General features: G+C 43.0%; 1 protein-coding gene. It reads left to right on the forward strand.

Annotation, left to right across the window (positions count from 1 at the left end; translation table 11 throughout):
- Window positions 1-207, forward strand: a 207-nt coding sequence (locus Q0779_RS23950; protein WP_298776781.1) for a hypothetical protein, incomplete at both ends; no start/stop codon positions are given.

Consider the following 207-nt stretch of genomic DNA (forward strand, 5'->3'; position numbering starts at 1 on the left):
GGAAAAGGCTGGTCAGCGGTTGGTAGTGGGATCACGCAATTAAAAAATGTGGGCAGTGATTTTACTCAAATAAAAACAGCTTTCCATGGTGATAAAGACAGTGATGGTGCTTGGCAAACATTAGGCTCAAGCCTAGGAAAAGGCTGGTCAGCGGTTGGTAGTGGGATCACGCAATTAAAAAATGTGGGCAGTGATTTTACTCAAATA

Origin of the sequence: uncultured Shewanella sp., from assembly GCF_947491715.1 — a bacterium.
Classification (GTDB): domain Bacteria; phylum Pseudomonadota; class Gammaproteobacteria; order Enterobacterales; family Shewanellaceae; genus Shewanella.